At 45.2% G+C, this 14,293-nt stretch carries 24 protein-coding genes; all 24 read right to left on the bottom strand.

All coding sequences use genetic code 11. The features are described from left to right. Positions 1 to 389: 389 nt before the first annotated feature. The 24 genes from ACOTZP_RS20575 to ACOTZP_RS20460 all read right to left on the bottom strand — a co-directional run bounded on the left by ACOTZP_RS20575 (position 390) and on the right by ACOTZP_RS20460 (position 14,271). The gene (locus ACOTZP_RS20575; RefSeq protein WP_000137794.1) at positions 390 to 995 is read right to left on the bottom strand and encodes a hypothetical protein; all 606 of its coding nucleotides are present in this window, start codon (positions 993 to 995) and stop codon (positions 390 to 392) included. Between the two features lie 216 nt (positions 996 to 1,211). Then, the gene (locus tag ACOTZP_RS20570) at positions 1,212 to 1,493 is read right to left on the bottom strand and encodes a hypothetical protein (protein ID WP_000703842.1); all 282 of its coding nucleotides are present in this window, start codon (positions 1,491 to 1,493) and stop codon (positions 1,212 to 1,214) included. Between the two features lie 145 nt (positions 1,494 to 1,638). After that, positions 1,639 to 1,815, bottom strand: coding sequence for a hypothetical protein (locus ACOTZP_RS20565; protein ID WP_000802040.1), 177 nt, complete (start codon positions 1,813 to 1,815; stop codon positions 1,639 to 1,641). Between the two features lie 53 nt (positions 1,816 to 1,868). Continuing rightward, positions 1,869 to 2,180, bottom strand: a complete 312-nt coding sequence (locus tag ACOTZP_RS20560) for a hypothetical protein (RefSeq protein WP_000633161.1) — start codon at positions 2,178 to 2,180, stop codon at positions 1,869 to 1,871. A 222-nt stretch (positions 2,181 to 2,402) separates the two neighbouring features. Then, positions 2,403 to 2,603: a hypothetical protein gene (locus ACOTZP_RS20555; protein ID WP_000814953.1), complete on the bottom strand. Its 201-nt coding sequence runs from the start codon at positions 2,601 to 2,603 to the stop codon at positions 2,403 to 2,405. 39 nt (positions 2,604 to 2,642) lie between these two features. Next, positions 2,643 to 2,867 carry a hypothetical protein gene (locus ACOTZP_RS20550; protein WP_000551490.1) on the bottom strand — a complete coding sequence of 75 codons (225 nt, stop codon included), beginning with the start codon at positions 2,865 to 2,867 and terminating at the stop codon, positions 2,643 to 2,645. Positions 2,868 to 2,921: 54 nt separating this feature from the next. Continuing rightward, positions 2,922 to 3,125: a hypothetical protein gene (locus tag ACOTZP_RS20545; RefSeq protein ID WP_000781547.1), complete on the bottom strand. Its 204-nt coding sequence runs from the start codon at positions 3,123 to 3,125 to the stop codon at positions 2,922 to 2,924. A gap of 552 nt (positions 3,126 to 3,677) precedes the next feature. Beyond that, a complete protein-coding gene (locus ACOTZP_RS20540; protein ID WP_001371932.1) occupies positions 3,678 to 4,169 on the bottom strand; it encodes a DUF3085 domain-containing protein in 492 nt (163 codons plus the stop codon). A gap of 4 nt (positions 4,170 to 4,173) precedes the next feature. Beyond that, a complete protein-coding gene (locus ACOTZP_RS20535; RefSeq protein WP_001165367.1) occupies positions 4,174 to 4,485 on the bottom strand; it encodes a DUF957 domain-containing protein in 312 nt (103 codons plus the stop codon). Between the two features lie 516 nt (positions 4,486 to 5,001). Further along, complete coding sequence (locus tag ACOTZP_RS20530) at positions 5,002 to 5,322, bottom strand: hypothetical protein (protein WP_000071366.1); 321 nt, start codon at positions 5,320 to 5,322, stop codon at positions 5,002 to 5,004. Positions 5,323 to 5,500: 178 nt separating this feature from the next. After that, the gene (locus ACOTZP_RS20525) at positions 5,501 to 5,728 is read right to left on the bottom strand and encodes a hypothetical protein (protein WP_000336109.1); all 228 of its coding nucleotides are present in this window, start codon (positions 5,726 to 5,728) and stop codon (positions 5,501 to 5,503) included. 174 nt (positions 5,729 to 5,902) lie between these two features. After that, complete coding sequence (locus ACOTZP_RS20520; RefSeq protein WP_000252081.1) at positions 5,903 to 6,796, bottom strand: hypothetical protein; 894 nt, start codon at positions 6,794 to 6,796, stop codon at positions 5,903 to 5,905. Next, positions 6,786 to 7,073 (bottom strand): toxic anion resistance protein, encoded by a 288-nt coding sequence (locus tag ACOTZP_RS20515; RefSeq protein WP_421633775.1) that lies wholly within the window; start codon positions 7,071 to 7,073, stop codon positions 6,786 to 6,788. Before ACOTZP_RS20515 ends, ACOTZP_RS20520 begins: the two co-directional genes overlap by 11 nt. Before the next feature lie 43 nt (positions 7,074 to 7,116). Continuing rightward, positions 7,117 to 8,085, bottom strand: coding sequence for an IS5 family transposase (locus ACOTZP_RS20510; RefSeq protein ID WP_016151349.1), 969 nt, complete (start codon positions 8,083 to 8,085; stop codon positions 7,117 to 7,119). A gap of 1 nt (position 8,086) precedes the next feature. After that, entirely contained in the window at positions 8,087 to 8,287 is a 201-nt protein-coding gene (locus ACOTZP_RS20505) for a hypothetical protein (protein ID WP_022646497.1), read from the bottom strand. Positions 8,288 to 8,337: 50 nt separating this feature from the next. Beyond that, a complete protein-coding gene (locus ACOTZP_RS20500; RefSeq protein WP_000774871.1) occupies positions 8,338 to 9,129 on the bottom strand; it encodes a hypothetical protein in 792 nt (263 codons plus the stop codon). Between the two features lie 230 nt (positions 9,130 to 9,359). Then, complete coding sequence (locus ACOTZP_RS20495; RefSeq protein ID WP_001052325.1) at positions 9,360 to 9,617, bottom strand: hypothetical protein; 258 nt, start codon at positions 9,615 to 9,617, stop codon at positions 9,360 to 9,362. 65 nt (positions 9,618 to 9,682) lie between these two features. Next, positions 9,683 to 10,009 (bottom strand): hypothetical protein, encoded by a 327-nt coding sequence (locus tag ACOTZP_RS20490; protein ID WP_000556022.1) that lies wholly within the window; start codon positions 10,007 to 10,009, stop codon positions 9,683 to 9,685. Between the two features lie 242 nt (positions 10,010 to 10,251). Beyond that, positions 10,252 to 10,572, bottom strand: coding sequence for a hypothetical protein (locus ACOTZP_RS20485; RefSeq protein ID WP_000834113.1), 321 nt, complete (start codon positions 10,570 to 10,572; stop codon positions 10,252 to 10,254). Positions 10,573 to 10,866: 294 nt separating this feature from the next. Beyond that, positions 10,867 to 12,117, bottom strand: a complete 1,251-nt coding sequence (locus ACOTZP_RS20480) for a site-specific DNA-methyltransferase (protein WP_000104393.1) — start codon at positions 12,115 to 12,117, stop codon at positions 10,867 to 10,869. Positions 12,118 to 12,287: 170 nt separating this feature from the next. After that, positions 12,288 to 12,896: a hypothetical protein gene (locus ACOTZP_RS20475; protein WP_000833775.1), complete on the bottom strand. Its 609-nt coding sequence runs from the start codon at positions 12,894 to 12,896 to the stop codon at positions 12,288 to 12,290. Between the two features lie 155 nt (positions 12,897 to 13,051). Further along, positions 13,052 to 13,309: a hypothetical protein gene (locus tag ACOTZP_RS20470; RefSeq protein ID WP_001290639.1), complete on the bottom strand. Its 258-nt coding sequence runs from the start codon at positions 13,307 to 13,309 to the stop codon at positions 13,052 to 13,054. A 64-nt stretch (positions 13,310 to 13,373) separates the two neighbouring features. Then, a complete protein-coding gene (locus tag ACOTZP_RS20465) occupies positions 13,374 to 13,802 on the bottom strand; it encodes a hypothetical protein (RefSeq protein WP_000069824.1) in 429 nt (142 codons plus the stop codon). Positions 13,803 to 13,893: 91 nt separating this feature from the next. Further along, complete coding sequence (locus ACOTZP_RS20460) at positions 13,894 to 14,271, bottom strand: hypothetical protein (protein WP_044704553.1); 378 nt, start codon at positions 14,269 to 14,271, stop codon at positions 13,894 to 13,896. Positions 14,272 to 14,293: the final 22 nt, after the last annotated feature.

Raw genomic sequence — 14,293 nt, 5'->3', positions numbered from 1 at the left:
GAAGTAGTGATTCACGACTTCAAGGCGCTTTTCGAAGGGGTATTTTGGCTTTGACATATCAGGGACTATTCCATTTCATCGTCCAACAAAATGGGTGCAGTACAGGTTAATTGAAAAATTACTCGGGGCTTTCTGCTTTTACCACAGTCAAACAGTGTTACCGCTGGCTGGGGCAAAAGCCTCCAGCACCAGCGTTATTATACCACCCTGCCCTGATCAGCCAAACACCCCGCCTACATAAATTACTGATTTTTCATTTATTTGACATGATTCACTTCCGGTTGTCGGCGAAAGTCATTTTATACTAAAGAAAAGGGTAACGGGCAGCTGCTGGGTCGGAACATACAGTGCAGTTCCTGCCCGTTTAATTTCCGGATGCAATGGTAGGATCAGGAGGCACTGCTTCCGTTGATTAGGGAAATCTTATGTGCCTGAATACGGCTGTATTCGAGATGGGATGCAATATTACAGATGCGCTCCAGTCGATCATGCAGCCTCGTGTAGGTCAGTCGATGAATACCGGACATTTCATCAAGTAGCCAGCGCTTGATGTAAGGGTTACAGGAAAGCCGGGCAAGATCGTCGTCATCCACTTCGTCAAAGAACCAGTACTGCTCCATCGGGACTACCTGAAATATCCACGGCCGGGGATAGTCCCCTGTGACAACCAAAAACCATGCAAGAAAGCATAGACACAGCTCAACGACCATAAGCATCGAAAATTGCGAATAACTTAGACCGGGCACATAGGGTGAACTATCCGCAACATACCCCCTGAGCAATTCCGCCACAAGGTAGCCCAATAGCGTCAAGGCCAGCATCAGGGTCAGGATTAATCCCCCATTAAACGCTACCGAAGCCTTTTGAACCCGATCAGGTGCTGTCCGGCTGCGATAGTTGGTCACTACTCTTTCTACAAGTGCCCTTATGGCAGCCTGTTCTTTACTGACATCAGCTCCGGAAAAACCGGACGGGCTTTTATTTAATTCAGTCATACCCCACTCCTGTTATGTGCTCTACTTAACAAACACGTAGATCATACAGAGCTCACGGACGCACTCCTGCCAGATAAAGGAGGGAATTTGGCTGTAAGACGGTTAGCCAACAGTTCAGGTTATGCGTGGGATCCGCCCAGTCAGAAAGGATTCCGTTAATAACAGGCAAGGTTAAAGGCAGATGGACGGTGAAATTGTGGGTGCTAAAAGGGGGTATTACTCTTTTTCCTGCATAGCGGTTTTTTCAGCCCGGGTGGCCAGACGAACATTTCCGAAAGGCTCACGGACAAGCAGTGGCTTCTCCTTCTTCCAGCCCCTGATAGCCGTTTCTCCAAACCGACGTGGTGCATTGCCGTTCCAGCGAGCAATCACATGGTTATCATGAATTTCAATAATGACAACGGGGTGGACAATGACCGTTGAAATGGTGGTATTTCCCATTTTGGTACGGGTTACAGACCAAACCTGCATCCCGGATTCCAGCTGGCTGATTTTCATATTATATCCTTAAGCCATCACGAACTGCGCCACAAACAATTAATGTGGCGCAATTTACCATAAACAATAAACATCAGATACCCGTGAAAAGATTTCCCTTTATTTTAAAATTCTTCTGGAGAAAAAATGATATTTCCAGAAGAGGTCAGCGAAATTCAGAAACGGCCATCACAATGGTGCTGCGCTGACGCTGGCGTTCTGCCTTGCGCTGCCTGCGGCGATAGATCTGTTTTGCGCTGACGTAAGGGCAGTCCTCACGGGTATACCAGCAGCAGCCGCAAGGTTCGGGCCGGGGTTTTCCGGCAAGTCCAAATGGTTTCATCAAGTCACCTTTTTAATGTTTTTAATGGAAAGATACTTACCTAACCCATTGTTTTATAGGAAATAACGTTGTTGCATAAACAGATACAGATAACCCTCAGGAGAAAACATGCAAAGGTTATCAGTGATAACCGCGTCCAGATACCGAGTGTCAGTCTGTAAACGTTTTATCACCAGAAAATGTGCTGCCGCAGCCTTAATGCCAGAACTACCGTTTACAACATTATGTATACCCGCTTTGAATAACGAACGAGCATGAATTACCTTTTCCCGGGCCGCTTCGATCTCAGCATTAATAACGCATTGCCGCGCCTGGATGACTGCCTCTCCGGTTAAATCGCGGAAATTCATTAGAGATGTGATCATGATTGACTCTCCAGATTATGTGGAATCATTATAACAACTGGCACCACGCCACAAATAACCTGAGATAAATTCTTTGAAATATTCCTATATATAAGGAATTACAGTCGGAAAAGAAACAATGAAATAGCGCCGACCGCTTAAAATCGATAAATTAAAATGGACGGCACTGGAATGAAAAACTGAAAGTAGTAAGACCGTAATTATCCTTCACGGATGTAAGCTTTAAAAGAGGAGTACTGGCAAAGCTTTGCCAAGTACTTCGGCGGTTGTGTCTACGATTTTACGGATGTCATCGATCTGCGAAGGCTTATTCAACACCACCGTAAAAAGCTCTCCTTCGTTATCAGCCTGCTCGCAGTTTCCGTATCGGCTCCCGTCGTACAGCTGCACAATACGTGACATAGAAGACTTTGTTTGTTTCATGGCTTTGCACCTGCTTTTAGGCAGTTTGGTTACTGGTTATCAGAAGCTGGTTTCATGCGCTTCCGGCTGGGACACGAACTGGTATTTGACGCCGCCAGGCACACCTACTGCTTCGGCAATAGAGTCGCAAAGCCGCGATAAATCATTTAGTGTCATCGGATATTCAATATCTACTGAATATAAAGCACCTGCATTTTCAGCATCTTCGATGTTTTTATACTGGGCACTAAATATAGCAATGGTCTGAATTTCGTGGTTATGCATGAACCGGTCCTTATTAAATTATAAAAGCCACCCGAGAGTGGCCTGAGTGGAAACTTAAATCTGTGAAGTATATTTGAGAGATTTTTTGCGATCCAGATGCCGGGCAACAATGGTTCCGATAACAAGTAGCGTGATGACCGCACTGAAGAAGGTGCTGTCAGGGACGCCCTGGAAAAAATCACTGAAACTGTAAACAATAAAAATCAATGCGCAAAAATAGAAAACGATACGAACATAAGGGGTAAAAAACATTTTCATCGGTTGCCTTCCATTCAGGGAGAATTCTCAGTAATTACATCACACCTGAAGAGAAACTATTTTCGTATAAATGAGCATTTTCGACATATCAGAGGGGGGTTTTACTCATAAATGAGGTAGTAAGGGTCACACTTGAGATGAAAGTTACTTTCCTGGCTGCGAACGAACTATCTCAAATGTTAGAGGTGTGCGTTCGCCTTAAGAGCTTCATGCCCTGAGGAGCTCAACTTGAGCCGATAGTATAAACCTGGCTCCAGATGCCTTACTGGCTGGCATAACTCCACGAGGCCCAGCCGGAACAGGACCGGAGAGCTCCTGCACGTCACATCATCAGGATTCCCCATAAACGTACGCCGTTCTCTGGCCCGTCTGAAATTGCCAGAGATATCATAGATCGTGCCGGATGCCATCCGTCTTAACACGTAAATCTGCGCCCTTGTAAGCTTCTGGGCGGAACTGCTTAAACCTGACATACCTTCCCGGCCTTATATAAAACAATCCGCCAGCAGCTCGACTGGCGGACAATGTTTGACTGGAAACAGCAAGGACATACTATTTGCTGACAAGTTTGATATTGGTTTCACTCATTCGAAGTCGAAACTCCTGAAAACCCTGCTCTACCGCTAACTCCAGCCACTCAACGGGAATGGTATAGCTACAATCAGACCCACCCAAAGCGGCATCACAAGCGTAATCCCAGTCCTCATCCAGTTTTGGATTCATCCCCTGGGCGTAAGCCACAGTATCGCGGGATGCGGGAGAGCCCTCAAGCTCAGCATTAGTGATCAGGTATACACCATGACTGTGCGCGAGAAGCACTTTTGGCACCAGATGTGTGCTGGCAATTTTTGAGGATGAGGGAAAGAAAACCCTACCAGCTTTACGCGCCTCTTCTTCAGTCTGTCCCTCAGCGTTAAGGAGGGCTCCCCCCGGATAGCATGCCGGGTCATAGATCTGATCTGGGGTGACCGAAAACGTTTTTGCGGTGCGAATTTCTTCGATCAGTTTATTGATATCTGCCATTTCAAATACGAGAGTGGTCACAGGCTTACTCTCCCTCTTCAGTGGACAACATCAGATACTTTGTTGCCAGCAGAAGCTCTCCCACATCCTTGAGGGACAATTCAGCTTTGCCTTCTACGGCAAGCTGCAAGCGCTGTCGAATTGCATGAACAGAATCTGAAGATAAAGATGCCATTTTGCGCAAAACGGCATTAGCCTTTTCTACAGCAGGATACAGAATTTCTGAGTTGGTATTATCTTCGTCATTATCAAAGATAATTTCAGAATCCATATTGATGTTATCTTCAAGCCAGCTTGAAAGCACTTCAAGTAATGACATCACCTTTTCAATTTGCATATCGCCTCCTCTGTTAACATGAAACAAATATAACAAAGTGGCTTACCCGGCTAATAACCTGAGCAGAAAGTTTTCGAACTTAGTTTGAAAACAAGTTTTCTGCTCAGGTTAATGTTAAAGTCGCTGGGTAAAAGATAAAAGGCACTGAAGATGATTTAAGCATCAAACAGACTAAATAGGATTCCGTCTTTTATAACGCTTTTAAAATAGAATGAATGAAATATAAATTTTGCGTTTAAGAATGAACGCTGTAGAGGATGATTTATCCTGTGATATGCAGTTTGTGGCCTTTAAAAAGGCTTTATTATGGACTTGAATTGCAAAGAGAGCACCGACATTTTTCTGGGGGCTCCCGCAGAGAAAAAGCTGTGAGGTTATGAAGACGTATAGGAGGTATTCGGCGAAATACTGTATGGCCACAGGAGAGCTTCAGCACCCATATCCTGCCGCCTCGCTCGCCTGTGGTGATTTCAATATGTTCTACGTCATACCACGTAGTTGTATTTCTCACTTTGTTTATGCTTCCTGACACCGCGTGAACGCAATCTTCGTCTGGATGCGTTCATAGATGGAAAACTGCCTTTCAATGGAATCGGCATTAGACAGTAATTCATGAAGCTCAGCAGAATCTGTATCAGGAACGATAGCGACAGAAACTCCATATTTACGCCCAGTTCTGATCAGGTGCGCAAGTTTTTCCTTCTCTGATTCTGTGAGCATTGCCAGATCCCTTCCGGATACCTGCTCGATAAATGGACCAAGGTTTTTCGGAAAAAAGGGTTCGGCATCAGAATTATGTACCGGGAGCGTTTGCGGCTTATCGAAGCTATTGGACATGAAAAGAACCTTTATAGTTAGAGAGGTGGAGACTGAATGCGTAGCCCATTAAAATTAGTAGTGCCACACTCGAATGCTAATCATACTTTATGATGGCTATGGTAGGAATGGCCGTCAACTTAAACCGCCAGAAGCGAGCCATTCACCGTTAAAGTAACTTTCCCGTATGATGTTCTTTTTATGGAATGAGTTGTTCACACTCCTCTTTAAGAGCCGCCCTGGAACGAGATCGACAGACTTTGCTTAATGAAGAGCGTAATTGATGTTCATCAACCCCATCAGCGACAAACTGACCAATTTTCTTTTCAAGACGCTGCATTGCCTCATAAAGCTTGGCATCAGTATTATTTTTAAGAAACCTCAGTATATAATCAGCAATAATTTGAACAGGAGTAAAGTTACACATCATGTATCCTTAATAAGTTGTGTAAAAATAAAACCATAAAAAACATAATCAGAAGTAGATTATTATACTTGAGTAAGCTTTTCAGCTAACAAGCTGGAGAAGCAGATTCCGGTAAATTACTACATATTTGATAAAAGTTACTGAATAAAAAAGCCCAGCGTACCGGGCTTTCATTCAATTTGATTCTAAGAATCTGACTCGCCGCCTGATTTTTATACCAAGAAGAGCGAACAAAACGCCAACGAATGCGACGGGACTACCTACTTTAAGACAATTAACCGACGCTTTTGAAAAGGTATGTGATTTAGACATACGTTTTTGCTCATAACGAATCGCAAGTGGTGAGACGGATTTATCTAAAGCTGTCTTTTCCAATGCATAACGAACTTTCACGGGAATATTTGACTGTAATACACCAGACATATACGCCCTAACAACATTCTGTGTTAACTTCACATCTGGCTTGCCGAGTTTTATATGTAGTTGCGCCTTTAAATAGTTTACAGATACCTCTTCGCCTGAGGGCCAATTACTATCATTTAAATATGCGACAAGTTTATCGTATTTTTCATGTTTTACATATTTCTTGATAACCTTTACAGTCGAAGCTGAAGTGGCATCAGTCTCTTCCGAACCTAAAGCAGATGTAAAAACTGACAAGCCGATAAGAAAAGCGCCAGCAATTAGAAGCATCGGGAATATCTCACCTATTTCCTCCCCCTTTAAAATTTTAAAGGCAGTTGAAGAAACTACTAATAGCCCCATAATCCCTAATAGCAACTTAGAATATGTAGTTAGGAAGCCTCCAAATGCATCGCCAAAATCCGAAACCACTAACTTATCTTCACCTTCAGATGAATTGAAGAATGACAAGGGCACATCAATATCAAAGTCCAGAACTGAAGGTGAGAGGTGTAATGACAGCAACCACAAGCAAAGACCAAAAATCATTATCAGCAGGCCCGCACCAAATATCGCGAAACCTGAATTTCTAATCTTTATAGACCGGTGAAAAAGAAATGACAGTTCACGGGAAAAATCGTCACTACTCTTAAGGTTACGCACCATGATCTACCCCTTTTTGTGTCAGTCGGGTGCGCAAATTCTCACGCATGGCAAGAACCTGTTTTTCTGTTTCCCTGAGCTTAATAGCCCCTTCTCTCTGGATTTTAACAACATCGCCAACCGTCTGGATAAGCGTATCCTGCACCTCTTTAAGGGTGCTTATATCAATAACCAGCCGTTGGTTTGCTTTCATAGTTTCTACTGCATTGCGATGCAGTAATTTTGCATTACTACGGAGTAACTCATTGTTGGCATTATCGATATCATGGCTTTGTTGAATAAATCAGATTTCGGGTAAGTCTCCCCCGTAGCGGGTTGTGTTTTCAGGCAATACGCACGCTTTCAGGCATACCTGCTTTCGTCATTTTGTTCAGCGCTCGTACCAGGGCCATAGCCTCCGCAACCTGACCATCGTAGTCACGCAGCGTCAGTGAACCCCCGAACAGCTGTTTTACCCGGTACATCGCCGTTTCCGCTATCGAGCGACGATTGTAATCTGTTGTCCATTTCCACCGCGCATTACTCCCGGTCAGCCGCTGATTCGCAACAGCACGGTTACGGTCTGCATATTCACCGGGCCAGTAACCCGCACCTTTTCGGGGCGGGATAAGCGCGCTGATTTTCTTACGCCGCAGTTCATCGTGACAGAGCCGGGTGTCGTAAGCGCCGTCTGCCGATGCTGCCCTGATTTTTCTGTGAGTCTGCCGGATAAGACCCGGGAAGGCTTCTGAGTCCGTCACATTGTTCAGCGACAGGTCTGCACAGATGATTTCATGTGTGTTGCTGTCAACTGCCAGATGCAACTTTCGCCATATACGACGGCGTTCTTTGCCGTGTTTTTTGACTTTCCATTCGCCTTCACCAAAGACCTTCAGCCCGGTGGAATCAATCACCAGATGCGCGATTTCACCTCGGGTGAACGTTTTGAAACTGACATTAACCGACTTTGCGCGCTTGCTGACACTGGTGTAATCCGGGCAGCGCAACGGAACATTCATCAGTGTAAAAATGGAATCAATAAAACCCTGTGCAGCCCGCAGGGTCAACCTGAACACGCGTTTAATGACCAGAACGGTGGTGATGGCGAGATCAGAATAGCGCTGAGGTCTTCCCCGTGATGAAGGCGTTGCCGACTCATACCAGGCCTGAATAGCTTCATCATCCAGCCAGAAAGTTATGGAGCCACGGTTGATGAGGGCTTTATTGTAGGTGGGCCAGTTGGTGATTTTGAACTTTTGCTTTGCCACGGAACGGTCTGCGTTGTCGGGAAGATGCGTGATCTGATCCTTCAACTCAGCAAAAGTTCGATTTATTCAACAAAGCCTCATAGAAGTAAAACTCAGTTAAATGAAGATCGTTTTCTTTCACGTATGCCGCCAATTTGCGGATACGCTGTTCAAGCATTGTATCTATCCGTAAGGAAACACTCTGCGGAACGTCACTTGCAAATTCATTGATACAATCAACGGTAGAAACTATGAATTTATTGGTCATGGCAGGCTCCAGGCCACCGGGGAAACCGGTGGCTACGGTAATTGGCAGGCTTAAGCGCCGCAAAGGGTGTCAAGGGAAGGGAGAAGCTTGCTCAGCTTGTCGTAATCGAGCGGAGACAGTTCTGTAACGAGTTCGACCGAAAGACTAGTGTTGTCTTCTTCACACAGAATATAGATTCCGTCTTCTGGCTCTTTTCCGGCACATGCCTTCAGTCGTTTGTTAACGACCTCCTGGGCTGAATCCGCTACGTCGCAGCTCAGGACATAGCTTGCCACATAGCTGCTCTCACCGTGGTAATGCGTCACTTTACACAGAGCATACTGGATACCGGCTTTGTGAGCCTCATTCATGAGACGAGAAAACTGACAGCCATCCTGGTAATAGTGGGTATCCTTTGTGACCAGAATAGTCATACCCCCAAATTCATCTGTCCGGCTTTTACTGCATGTAAATGCAGCAGTAATTGTTACCATTTCCGAGAGGTCGAATACCGACAGCACGGCAGTTGTGAGGCAAATTGCATGGTCAAGATCAATGGTCTCTCCATGAAAAACTGCCAGCCCACTGCTGGTAACTTCTGTTGCGAACAACAGTTCATAATTGCAGTCTGGGCAGGATGGTTGCCCAAAGCTCGGCTCAGAAGGGTCATACTCAGGGTGGTTCTCGATAATACTGAGGATCAGCTTCTCAGTCAGAGAACAATCTGTCAGTGGCTTATCAAGCAAACGCTCACCTTCTGCAATTTCTGCTTCGGTAACGAATGTGATTGCTTCTTGTGCCATTTTTGCCTGCTCCTGAGTGCAGGGAATAATAAACGACGCCTGAGTATAATTATCTGCCACAGTTGACTCCTTGATTATTTAATTAATGTATTTGATGAGAAGATCATAACAAATACACTAATACCAACTAATAACCTGAAGGCGTTTTTTTAGAAAAAATATTAAGAAGAAGAATATGAACACTACCTCATCTTAAATTAATATCATTCAGGATTAATATTCATTTTTTGCAAATAAAAACCGCCAGACGGCGGCTTTTATAAAGAGGGAAATATCATTGGAAGTTGAAATTACTTCACGGCAGGCCGACAAATTACGCGACTGCTGTGAGCTGAAGCGAAACTTGTAGAGGAAACTATAATCACCTTTTCTAAGTCGTCGGCACTGTCAGCAATATGATGCCGGAAAGCCTCCTCTGCATCACCAGGGGAGTCGGCTTCGACCAGGTAGGCCTGATCATCATCATCAAACATAATGCGCCCGGAAATGAGATAAAGTCGGCTCAAATCTGGCGTTGCTGCGCTCGTGCTTCGTTCGTTCAGATTCATTTTTTCTCCGTCTGTTGCTCGTAAAAAGAATGACGCCGGTTTAAAAGGCGTCGCCAGGGTTCGGGCTAAAACGCAGGGTTGCCATCGAGGAAGCTCATTGGCTGGCCAATAGCGGATGCCACCCTGAGAATTTCACCTGGTGTGGCATAACGCAGCATTTCAGAGCGTCCAAATTTCTGATACTCATCTACTGACATCTTTCTCCACTCTGGGTGAGGATCTTTTCCGCACAGTGACCAGTTGCTTTCAGAGGAATCACGACGGAGAACGTACACATCAAGCGAGGCTGTAAGCCCACTTCCATATCCCCGCTGCGCTACAATACGAACCTGAGAACCATCGTCGCGTTGCAACGTCTGGGTTAATTTCGTGATAGGATCCTGAGAATGCATGCCATTTACCTCGTTTTCAAAAGATTTACCGTAAGTAAATGATACCGAATCGAGAATTCTGGCTAATAGGTCAGAAGAAAAAATAATGAATATTTTTGAAGTGTAGGATAATGATTAGAATAAAATGGCCTGAATAAATCGCTAGCGGTTAAATCCGCTTATTTCAGAGAAGCTCTGATTTAGTAGTTAGGGAAAACGATGCGGTGAAAAGTAACTTTTACACCGCAATTCAGAAAAAAGTTTCAATTAGTCACATTACGAATAACCCGGCTTACTTTCGCATGTGCGTTCCCCTGGATGTTAAAGTAAAGCCCCTCAGGCAGACTCGTCGCCCACTTAACTCCTCGCTCAGCCATACGCTTCGGTGTTTCCAGCCAACCACGAGGAATATTGCCCGTAACGTCACCGATAACCCGTGAAATGCATGCTGCTACCCGGATGCCGCCGGGAATATCGCATTCGGATTCAACAATATGCATAACCTCAAATAAAGCACCATGCCGCTGGACATGATCGCCAATGTGCAACTCGATAGGAGAAACCATTTCTGTATCTGACTTCATATCTGTCCACCTTTAATTTAGAAACCGTCTAAATTACCAATATAGTTAATGTACCGGATGTTAATTCAACAAGTTCTGTATCACAACCATCAGTTTTTTTTGTTGGGTCTATATCGGAGAAACAAGTGAATATTGAATACACTCGTTAATACAGACAACCGGAAATGAATGGCACCCTAATTATCTCTGCGGCGTATGCTAAGCCGTTAATATTGTCATTTTATGGTAGAAACAATGCAAAATGAATAAACCGCTTGTCGCTTCAAACCACTTTATCAAAACCGTTAACTTGCATTAAGCCCGATACAGTTCGGCGAGCTCGTCCAGCATGGGGTTACTCTTATATCCCGGTGCGGCCGTAAAAAGGTTTCGGGAAATCGCCAGCCATTCCATGATTTTGTCCGTCGCCAGCCAACGTCTGCCAAGTCGCTCGGCTGCGATGGGAACTTTATGCAGGCCAGCGAAGGGATCTACAACAAGATCTCCCGGCTCTGTCAAAAACTCAATCAGAAACGCTGCAAGCCTGGTAGGAGACGTTGCACCATGCAGCGGAAAACCTAGCTCGCGGGCAATGGAATGGCAAAATCTCGTATCAGCGCAGCTATTGCCGTAAAACAAAGTATTTTTGGGGATCGTTCCTTCTGTTTTATTTCCAAAGGATCCGCTTTTAAGCTGGTACGCCCCATCACCATAAAAGGTCGTGCGATTTTCACCGCCTGCTGCCTGCAATTTAAGATGCTGCTCTGAATGCGGTTGCAGTACACGTAAGTTGTTTGAACGAACCTTACTCGCATCATTGGTAAACCACAGCACAGGCTCATACGATGAGCAGAGCTGCACTCGTTGCTTACATGCCCAGTGCGTTGGCGATGGGGGCTTACTGCGATTCACCCACTGAAGCCTGTCCATGAGCTCAAGCCCCAGCTTGTCACATAATGCCAGTGTCAGACGCTCCAGATACAGAGAACGTGAAGGCCTGCCCCTATTAAAGCTATCTTGAGTGATATTCAATGCCACACTTGCGCCGGGTACAAGCTGTTTCACGATCGGTTCGAGGATACGCAGAAGCCAGTCAATATAAACCTGCTCGCCACGCCCCCCGCCATGCCCGTAGTCTCTTGAATTTCGAAGGAGGTAAGGCGGCGAGGTCAGGCAAAGATGAATTTGCTCTGTGATATTGCTGAAGAAGGCATAGGCGTTTCCAAAAACCGATGCCCCAAGAGAAGTTGAGAAACCGACAACACAGAGCTTTTCCCATGACTCGTGTAGGTTTGTTTTCGTCTTAGAGGAGTATCTCCAGACGCCCCGTTTTTCTGGAACGCGTTCGATGACTCCGGCCTGCCGAAGAGTCTGCTGAAACCAGCGTACTTTGTGTTTGACGCCGCTGGTTCTGGTTTTATCTGACCCAAATTCTTTCAGTTCGTGCAATTCGGCATCCGACATGCCAGTTTCACGCTGCACTTCGCGATAAAGCTCGTCGTTGCTCAACGGCAATTCGGAGGCTGCGTAGATCCGTGCAATTAAATCCGTAGAAATCGTGCTCATCAGCCATCCTTAATGGAGATGCAGTTTAAATATCGGCCTGATGGTTGGAAGGGGGATTACTAAATCAAACCGATCTGTTTATTTATAGGCTTTGTCAGGTCATGCAGCACAGCTGGGCATGCGCAAAGAGACCCAGTCTTCTTTAGCGGAGACACCTTCAAAAGTTGTACTCAATCAGCCCCAAGATTTTGAAACTCAATGTGCTTTTGCTCACACTCCTCCCTGCCCCACGAGCCCTGCCATTCACAGATGTCCCGGTACTTAATTTCCAGCTTATCCATCTGTGAGAGGTTAGCTGTTGCGAAGTCTGGCCATATGTCGTGCCAGCATGCGTTGTACGTGACGCCTGCTGGTGGGCAATACATCATTGCATCAGCATGGATAATTTCAACGCGAGGATCGTTTGCAAACGAGGCCGCAACGAGGTTAATAACGTCCTGTTCTTTTTCAATTACTGTTACATGGGTTACATCTTCTTTTTGAAGAATGGCGTGAAGCACCATCCCCAGACCAAGACCATTAATGAGCACGCGCCCGGTGGCTCGCTCTAAAAAATCCTGGCAGGTTCTGATCTCCATCGGGGTATTGGACATCACCACATCCCAGCCGTTGGACAAACGCCGATATCTACCGGGCGGGATAAACTCGTCTGTATTACCTGTATACTCGGCACGAAGGGCGAGGCTCATCGCCTTATCTGCGGTAATTTCGAATGTGTCCAGTTTCCAGGTTCCGGACGTGCCGTCTTTAACGGGTAAATCAGAAAAGCAGCTCTTCATCAAGGCAACCAAAATTCCAGTAATGTTGTTACGCTGAACCTATCACAAACCTGCTCTTAATACAGTTATCAGGAGTGACAGCGATCTTTGAGGAATCGTTTAAATCACGGGCATCCTGTAGCGGACGCCCGATATTTAATCAAATGTCGCAGGTGTTAAAGGAAGCGTTGCAAAGTTGCAACGTCTTCTGGAGCAACCTCCACGCAGCTCCTGACACTGTAGTGATTTTCGCCGTTGTAGTCGTAAACCCCACCGTCTTCAAAACTCAGCTGTTCAAGCTCGCCATGGCACTCTGAAATGAGTGCCGTCTGGCAAGCATTTTTCTCACAATCGCTGACGAGTAACCGAACATAGCTATTCTCATGGTCGCCGTTTCGGTTCTGGATTTTAACGATAAAGTGTTTTTCAGACATTTGTGCCTCCAGCACAGTTTGAGGTTAATTTAGCGTTGCCCCGGCTCACCGGGGCAAGAATAAATCAACCCTTAATGAAACTGTGCCCCCAGGTGTTAGGCTTAAATGCCTGCTCTTTGATATATGTTTTCATTACCTTGCAGGTTTTTTTCAGGGCTTTGGTATTGGCATCGGTTACTGAGATAAAATGGCGAGAATAACGGTTTTCCCGGTATTGCTTATCAGCGTTTGGGTCAATTGCTTCGCTTTGCAGGAGTCCTTCGTGCCTGCCAATTACTATTACGTAGTTCATTTCACCTGAAACACGATCCGTGAGTAATTGAATGGAAATATCAGTCGCTCGCGTGGCCTGGCTAGCAGAAATTTTTGCATGTAAGAAAGCTCCCTTTCGAAAGTTGGCCGGAGTCAAACCTGTAATATCCTCGGTGCTAAAATTAAGTGAAGATAGAGTTGAAAATAAATCACAGCTAATGACTTCAGTATTATTAGACATAACCCGGCTCCGCTCATATTCATGTTAAGGTAATTATATCAGGTTGATAGCATTACCTAATAACTTGGTGGCAAAAAGTTGTGGTTTTTGATTAACTAAAATTGATGTTCTCAATACTGCTCAAGAATTCTTTCTTTACACCCGGAGTAAAAGGTATACGTTCAATGTATTTATAAAGCGTCGCAAAGGTTTTGGTTTCAATGTTTCGTGAAATAACATCATCAATCGGGTCTTCGAACATATTAATAAAAACATCAATATGCTGCTCTCCGCTTTCTGAAGCTAAAGAGAGAATACAGACCACTTCAATGTAGCGGTTATCCTGCTCTGCAATGAACAACCAGTGCCCTTCGTTAAAGGCTGGTGCAGCACTGAAGCGTTTTACAATAATTTCTGAAAGAGCATATCCTGCCTGATCCAACAGATTAATAAAGTTGAGTTGAGTTGAAACCACGTCTAACGCTTTCATAAAACCTCCTTTTCATCTGTAC

Origin of the sequence: Enterobacter cloacae complex sp. SYL001, from assembly GCF_049237025.1 — a bacterium.
GTDB classification, from domain to species: Bacteria; Pseudomonadota; Gammaproteobacteria; order Enterobacterales; family Enterobacteriaceae; genus Enterobacter; species Enterobacter intestinihominis.
Note: the sequence above shows the minus strand (reverse complement) of the source record. Positions and strands in the feature narration are given on the sequence as shown.

Excerpts from the sequence above, each read along its gene's own strand:
- ACOTZP_RS20575 (WP_000137794.1), bottom strand. The coding sequence starts at position 995 with ATGACTGAATTAAATAAAAGCCCGTCCGGTTTTTCCGGAGCTGATGTC.
- ACOTZP_RS20570 (WP_000703842.1), bottom strand. The coding sequence starts at position 1,493 with ATGAAAATCAGCCAGCTGGAATCCGGGATGCAGGTTTGGTCTGTAACC.
- ACOTZP_RS20565 (WP_000802040.1), bottom strand. The coding sequence starts at position 1,815 with ATGAAACCATTTGGACTTGCCGGAAAACCCCGGCCCGAACCTTGCGGC.
- ACOTZP_RS20560 (WP_000633161.1), bottom strand. The coding sequence starts at position 2,180 with ATGATCACATCTCTAATGAATTTCCGCGATTTAACCGGAGAGGCAGTC.
- ACOTZP_RS20555 (WP_000814953.1), bottom strand. The coding sequence starts at position 2,603 with ATGAAACAAACAAAGTCTTCTATGTCACGTATTGTGCAGCTGTACGAC.
- ACOTZP_RS20550 (WP_000551490.1), bottom strand. The coding sequence starts at position 2,867 with ATGCATAACCACGAAATTCAGACCATTGCTATATTTAGTGCCCAGTAT.
- ACOTZP_RS20545 (WP_000781547.1), bottom strand. The coding sequence starts at position 3,125 with ATGAAAATGTTTTTTACCCCTTATGTTCGTATCGTTTTCTATTTTTGC.
- ACOTZP_RS20535 (WP_001165367.1), bottom strand. The coding sequence starts at position 4,485 with ATGCAAATTGAAAAGGTGATGTCATTACTTGAAGTGCTTTCAAGCTGG.
- ACOTZP_RS20530 (WP_000071366.1), bottom strand. The coding sequence starts at position 5,322 with ATGTCCAATAGCTTCGATAAGCCGCAAACGCTCCCGGTACATAATTCT.
- ACOTZP_RS20525 (WP_000336109.1), bottom strand. The coding sequence starts at position 5,728 with ATGTGTAACTTTACTCCTGTTCAAATTATTGCTGATTATATACTGAGG.
- ACOTZP_RS20520 (WP_000252081.1), bottom strand. The coding sequence starts at position 6,796 with ATGGTGCGTAACCTTAAGAGTAGTGACGATTTTTCCCGTGAACTGTCA.
- ACOTZP_RS20505 (WP_022646497.1), bottom strand. The coding sequence starts at position 8,287 with ATGACCAATAAATTCATAGTTTCTACCGTTGATTGTATCAATGAATTT.
- ACOTZP_RS20495 (WP_001052325.1), bottom strand. The coding sequence starts at position 9,617 with ATGAATCTGAACGAACGAAGCACGAGCGCAGCAACGCCAGATTTGAGC.
- ACOTZP_RS20490 (WP_000556022.1), bottom strand. The coding sequence starts at position 10,009 with ATGCATTCTCAGGATCCTATCACGAAATTAACCCAGACGTTGCAACGC.
- ACOTZP_RS20485 (WP_000834113.1), bottom strand. The coding sequence starts at position 10,572 with ATGAAGTCAGATACAGAAATGGTTTCTCCTATCGAGTTGCACATTGGC.
- ACOTZP_RS20480 (WP_000104393.1), bottom strand. The coding sequence starts at position 12,117 with ATGAGCACGATTTCTACGGATTTAATTGCACGGATCTACGCAGCCTCC.
- ACOTZP_RS20475 (WP_000833775.1), bottom strand. The coding sequence starts at position 12,896 with ATGAAGAGCTGCTTTTCTGATTTACCCGTTAAAGACGGCACGTCCGGA.
- ACOTZP_RS20470 (WP_001290639.1), bottom strand. The coding sequence starts at position 13,309 with ATGTCTGAAAAACACTTTATCGTTAAAATCCAGAACCGAAACGGCGAC.
- ACOTZP_RS20465 (WP_000069824.1), bottom strand. The coding sequence starts at position 13,802 with ATGTCTAATAATACTGAAGTCATTAGCTGTGATTTATTTTCAACTCTA.
- ACOTZP_RS20460 (WP_044704553.1), bottom strand. The coding sequence starts at position 14,271 with ATGAAAGCGTTAGACGTGGTTTCAACTCAACTCAACTTTATTAATCTG.